Raw genomic sequence first — 4,929 nt, 5'->3', positions numbered from 1 at the left:
ATGAATAAAAATATGTTTAATTTACACTTGAAAGAATGTGAATTTAGATTCAATAATCGCAAGCAAAATCTTTATAAGATTTTGCTTGAAATGTTCAGAAAAGAGTCGCTTAAGTTGTCATGACCCTATTTATATATTATATACATGATGGCTATGCATTTATATTTTGAATTGACTGGACTTTTGATAAATCAATTTTATTATAAGCATTATACAAGTCAAAATTATCTTGCATGGCAAGCCAACTTTGCGGCGTTCTACCTAAGACTGTGGAGAGTCTAATAGCCATTTCAGCACTAATATTACTTGTGCCTTTTAGCACCCTATGAAAAGTAGATGGGGCGACGTTTAGTTTTATAGCAATAGATCGTGGACTAACATTAAGTTCATTTAGATAAACCTCTTGTATAAATTCTCCAGGATGTGGTGGGTTATGCATATTCATTAGTGATAGTCCTCATAGTTTAATATATAAACATCACCATTCTTAAATTCAAAAGTTATACGCCAATTTTTATTAACACCAATTGATAAAATATTTTTTCGATTACCTGAAAGATAGTGCAAATCAAATCCAGGTAAGTCTAAATCATCAATTGTTGTGGCTGTATCCAATGCAGATAATTGTATAGTGATTTTCTTTTTATGATTGGGATTTATCCCTGAAGGGTTTCCAGTTAAATAATATTTTTTCAACCCTTTGTGAATAAATGATTTAATCATGCTGTTTATTATAACATAAGTGTTGCGTTATATGCAACACTTATAATATAATAATAGTTATGTTTTTATATTATCTTTAAAATGGCGTTATAAATAAGTAAATCCTGCGTGGCATTATCATGATTAATTAAGTACAGTTTCATCTCGTTTAATCTATCTTGATTAATGGTAAAAGAGCGTTTTACCGCTTTTACTTTTATCTTTTCAAACTGAGGATCTTTATCTTTCATTAAGTCTGATAGAGCATTATCTAATAATATTTTAATATTTATATTACTAATAACCGACTTAATTTTAAACTTCTTCATCTCGGTATCTGTTAAATATGCCACTCTAGTGGCGGTATCTTTTAACACGTTAGCAATTGATTTTTCAATTGGCTTGTCTCTTGTTTTGCGATTAATCATAGCTTAATAACTCCTGCTTAATATTGTTAATTTCTTGTTGAGCTTTTTTATCTGTTGTGTGGAATACGGTTTTGCCTTCTGATGCACTTTGTACGTAAGCCGTTCGATTGATTATTTTAGTATTTAAAATTGGTATGTTGCTATTATTGTCATCATTTGCAAACACTTTAACAACCTCTCCAGTTATCTTGGTATTTTGTATGGCTTGAGATATAACGATAAACGCCTTTAAATTAATATCAAATTCTTGACGCTATTCGATCATATCGATTAACTCATCACTAGCCCAAACATCAAATGCTGAAGGCTTAACTGGAATGAGTATTGTATTGGCACATTTAATGGCAGCAGCCATGTTTTTTTGCAAGTCTTGGTGCGCCATCAATTAGTACAAAATCATATCCCTTACTAATTGCTTTAATGTCTGTTGCCAGTGAGGCTCTATCTAGTCCAACAACTGGCACAATACTACCGTTTGTTTCATTGTTCCAATCACGTGCTGATCCTTGAGGATCAGAATCAACAATCATTACTTTATAGCCATCTTTTTGAAGTGAGTATGCCAGATTAATGGTTAGTGTGGTTTTACCAACGCCACCTTTTTGATTGAGAATTGCGATTGTTTGCATGGTTATTTATGTTGTTGTAATAAGGATATTATACCATAATATAAAAATATAAATATTATTATATTATTTATTACATCTAACTTCTACTGGATTTGCTGTTGTGCGTAAAATATATACGCCAGAGCCTTTAGCTCCGTTTATTGTTTTCCCCTGAAATGTTGAACCAAAACCAAAAAACTCTGTTTTATAGTTTATAAGAGCATTGTAATTATTCTTTTTTGCATTCTTAATAAAATTTTCTTGTTGCCGATATATTTTCTTTGACATGTCATCTGAATACCCTTTCATTGGCGTGTAATAATTAGCAAACCCATGACTTTTAGAATTTCATAAATTGTTGGAAACTCTAATGATATTACAGCTATCTACTGGATAACTGCCACCAGTAAAAACACCATACCATTTTTTATCCTCTTTAGCAGTGCTAAAGCCACTTATTAGTAGGCTGATTAAAATTATTGTTAGTTTTTTCATACTTTCTCCTTTTTTAAAATTATTTACTCATTGCCTCAACCACTCTTTGATTAATACAAGACAACATAAACACCTGCATGTCTTGTTCATCTCCCGATGGATAAAATTTAGTCATGAGTTGGTTGAATTCCAGTTGTCGTTTAGCTGGTAAGTTGATTACTGGTAAGCCATGTGATAATAAGATGCCATTCATCATTAATCGCCCTGTACGTTTATTGCCATCAAAGAAAAACTGATTCCTAGCCATTTGTAAGAAGATGCTAATAGCATAGTGATAAATCTGTTCATTGGTGGCTTTGGCGCTAAGTGTTGGCATATTATTAAGCCAAATATCATCAAGATTATTCGTCCCAGGTACTTCATAATCTGTACCTGCAATAAACACTTGAGCGTGTCTAAACATTCCGTAAGTTAAAGCCTCATCTTTTGCAACCACATTGTGTAATTTACATACAGTAGGCTTGTCCACTTTAAAGGTGTCTTGTTCTATTAAGTCAAACAGTAGTTTCCAAGACTTAATCTGATTATTAGTAATCAACTCATCTTGTTGTTTTTTACCACCAACAGTAACGCCATCCAGTAGGGTCATCACTTCAGGCAGTGTGTAATTAATACCCTCAAGGTTGACCACATCAAACACCAACTCTGGTAATTGCTTTTTGGCTAAGAATATAGCTTGTGTTGTGTCATTGTTAATACGGTTAAGTTTTTTCATGGCGCTAATTATACCTAATAATATAAAAACAGTTATATTATTATATTTACCCCAATCCAAAAATAGAATCAATAAATCCAAAAAAATAATTTTCAACCAACCAGTCTATGATTATTACTAACAGTCAACTAATCAGAAGTGCTGTGAGCTTGTTCAAACAGTTTTTCATTGGTTTTTCTGATTTTTAGACGAGCGTAGTCCTTACTTAATAAAAGCGCTCATGAGTACTAAGGCGCTAGTTCAGGTTAACACAGGTCTAAATGCCTTGATACTGTTTAATACTTGATTGAGTAAATCATAATATTGTGCTTGGCATTTAACAATCACCTGCCCGGCATGTTGGATGACTTTGGCGGCAATACTGTAGAGGCGATGACGCACATATTTTGCTCTTTTATTGGCAAACTCAAGCGGTAGTAGTTGTCGCATTAAAGCAAACAAATTGTAAGACAGGCTGCAAATGTCAAAATACAGGGCATTGGCACTAAAATCAGAGCAAGGCATCTGTCTTGCACCAAAGTCATTTTTTAGCTTTTTAATGCGGTTTTCACTGTCTTCACCTCGTTGGTTGTAAAAATGGATAATCTCACTATCAGTTAAACCCTCAAGATTAGTGGCAATGGCTCGATAAATATATTCACCAATAGCAAGACTTTGGTCGCTGTCATTAATGGCATTATTCATATCTATACCTAAGCCCGTCTCGGTCTGCCCTTTGATTAACTTTCTTTGCACCACTAAATCAAAAACAGATCCATCTTTGCCGATAAAGTATTGCATTCTAAAGGTTTCTTGCGGCTTAATTGTTTTGCCATCTTTGTTACGCAAAGCTTGCCAATTATTATTTTTGTCAATGATAATATCTTTGAGGGATTTGCACATCTTTGCCCTGATGGTAAACCCGATGTTTTTGTCAAAACAAAAATCTATAATGCCGGCTTGATAGCCTGCAGCGTCAATGCGTAGTTTGTTGACTTTAACACCTTTTGGTAGGCCTTTTGACAGCGTTTAATAAACTCAAGATTATCTTTTGCTGGAGAAGTATCGCCTTGCCTAAAGTCAGTGGCAACAATCTGAGAGGTTTGCGCAATATGTCCTACCATGGGCATATAGCCTTTGTTGCTCTTATAAGTCCACTGAGCACTTGTTTTACTAGCAATCACTCCAGAGGCGTCAATATCAAGCGTAATGTTTTTGCAATTGCGTAAGGCAGCACTAAGGTGTTGATAAAGGTTGAGGCTTTAAGGGCACGATTGCTGCCTAGTGCTGGGAAGTGCTTGTCAATGACATTGGATAAATTAAGTGTGTTAATTGTATGGGCAGTGGCAAGTAATCCAATACGAGAGGTTAAAAGTTCTTTGGTAGTATCAAGTTTGTAGTTTAAAATATTCATAAAACGCAGTAAGGTTTGGTTGTGTATAAAAGAAGGACATGGTTGTTTTTTTTGTTTTCACCCATTGGGTGAAACAGTTTTTTGGTTAAAACTATTATACCAACTGGGCTTGCTGTGTTTTTTTAGTTTCTATTTTTGGATTGGGGAAATAATAACTTGCACTGCAAGGGGGGGTACGTGGTAAAATACCCGAAATTTTTATAAAACTATCTTTTGATCAATTAAAATGACAACATTAAAAAACAAAAAAACTAACCAAGCACTCACGTCTCTAGGCTGGGGGGAAACACTCCCTAGTGCACTAACCAAGCTTAAACAGTTTTTTGTATTTTTATTACTAACCCTATCACTCAACACTACCGCCGTTGATGCTCGCCAAGCAGGCGAGCAAATACAATCTCAAATAGTCAATAAAGCCATCAGTACTACTGAAGGCTATATCAACACCCAAGCCAACGAGTTTATTAATAACTTTGGCAAAGGTAGAACTTCAATCAGCATCAAGGGTATTGAATCAGATAAGCCAAGCTATAGTATCGATACCATTCAGCCTATTAGTGAATTCAATACTGACATTCAAGAGCTAAC

General features: G+C 34.3%; 12 protein-coding genes and 1 pseudogene. 2 read left to right on the top strand and 11 right to left on the bottom strand.

The genetic code is table 11. The features are described from left to right. A pseudogene (locus BTHERMOSOX_RS09235) lies at positions 1-123 on the top strand (IS1595 family transposase); the annotation flags it as partial. Positions 124-151: 28 nt separating this feature from the next. On the opposite strand, the gene BTHERMOSOX_RS09230 reads toward BTHERMOSOX_RS09235, so the two are convergent. From BTHERMOSOX_RS09230 to BTHERMOSOX_RS09180, 11 genes are all read right to left on the bottom strand, one after another. After that, positions 152-445 (bottom strand): HigA family addiction module antitoxin, encoded by a 294-nt coding sequence (locus tag BTHERMOSOX_RS09230; RefSeq protein WP_138120805.1) that lies wholly within the window; start codon positions 443-445, stop codon positions 152-154. Continuing rightward, positions 445-723 carry a type II toxin-antitoxin system RelE/ParE family toxin gene (locus BTHERMOSOX_RS09225; RefSeq protein ID WP_138120803.1) on the bottom strand — a complete coding sequence of 93 codons (279 nt, stop codon included), beginning with the start codon at positions 721-723 and terminating at the stop codon, positions 445-447. Before BTHERMOSOX_RS09225 ends, BTHERMOSOX_RS09230 begins: the two co-directional genes overlap by 1 nt. 65 nt (positions 724-788) lie before the next feature. After that, the gene (locus BTHERMOSOX_RS09220; protein WP_138120802.1) at positions 789-1,130 is read right to left on the bottom strand and encodes a hypothetical protein; all 342 of its coding nucleotides are present in this window, start codon (positions 1,128-1,130) and stop codon (positions 789-791) included. Further along, positions 1,123-1,296 carry a hypothetical protein gene (locus tag BTHERMOSOX_RS09215; protein ID WP_212744646.1) on the bottom strand — a complete coding sequence of 58 codons (174 nt, stop codon included), beginning with the start codon at positions 1,294-1,296 and terminating at the stop codon, positions 1,123-1,125. Before BTHERMOSOX_RS09215 ends, BTHERMOSOX_RS09220 begins: the two co-directional genes overlap by 8 nt. Before the next feature lie 172 nt (positions 1,297-1,468). Further along, positions 1,469-1,759, bottom strand: a complete 291-nt coding sequence (locus BTHERMOSOX_RS09210) for an AAA family ATPase (RefSeq protein ID WP_212744645.1) — start codon at positions 1,757-1,759, stop codon at positions 1,469-1,471. Positions 1,760-1,822: 63 nt separating this feature from the next. Beyond that, entirely contained in the window at positions 1,823-2,026 is a 204-nt protein-coding gene (locus BTHERMOSOX_RS09205; protein ID WP_138120800.1) for a hypothetical protein, read from the bottom strand. Positions 2,027-2,086: 60 nt separating this feature from the next. Beyond that, the gene (locus tag BTHERMOSOX_RS09200) at positions 2,087-2,233 is read right to left on the bottom strand and encodes a hypothetical protein (RefSeq protein WP_171004717.1); all 147 of its coding nucleotides are present in this window, start codon (positions 2,231-2,233) and stop codon (positions 2,087-2,089) included. Positions 2,234-2,252: 19 nt separating this feature from the next. Then, the gene (locus BTHERMOSOX_RS09195; RefSeq protein WP_138120798.1) at positions 2,253-2,948 is read right to left on the bottom strand and encodes a Fic family protein; all 696 of its coding nucleotides are present in this window, start codon (positions 2,946-2,948) and stop codon (positions 2,253-2,255) included. A gap of 240 nt (positions 2,949-3,188) precedes the next feature. Continuing rightward, the gene (locus BTHERMOSOX_RS09190) at positions 3,189-3,854 is read right to left on the bottom strand and encodes a transposase (RefSeq protein ID WP_346654951.1); all 666 of its coding nucleotides are present in this window, start codon (positions 3,852-3,854) and stop codon (positions 3,189-3,191) included. A 20-nt stretch (positions 3,855-3,874) separates the two neighbouring features. Continuing rightward, entirely contained in the window at positions 3,875-4,111 is a 237-nt protein-coding gene (locus tag BTHERMOSOX_RS09185; protein ID WP_249360670.1) for a hypothetical protein, read from the bottom strand. After that, complete coding sequence (locus tag BTHERMOSOX_RS09180; RefSeq protein ID WP_138120792.1) at positions 4,108-4,341, bottom strand: hypothetical protein; 234 nt, start codon at positions 4,339-4,341, stop codon at positions 4,108-4,110. Before BTHERMOSOX_RS09180 ends, BTHERMOSOX_RS09185 begins: the two co-directional genes overlap by 4 nt. Before the next feature lie 226 nt (positions 4,342-4,567). Here BTHERMOSOX_RS09180 and BTHERMOSOX_RS09175 point away from each other — a divergent pair. Further along, a partial coding sequence (locus BTHERMOSOX_RS09175; protein WP_138120790.1) for a hypothetical protein occupies positions 4,568-4,929 on the top strand: 362 nt, incomplete at its 3' end.

This window comes from Bathymodiolus heckerae thiotrophic gill symbiont (assembly GCF_900128515.1).
GTDB lineage: Bacteria > Pseudomonadota > Gammaproteobacteria > PS1 > Pseudothioglobaceae > Thioglobus_A.
The sequence above is the reverse complement of the archived record's forward strand: the minus strand, read 5'-3'. Positions and strand labels throughout refer to the sequence as shown.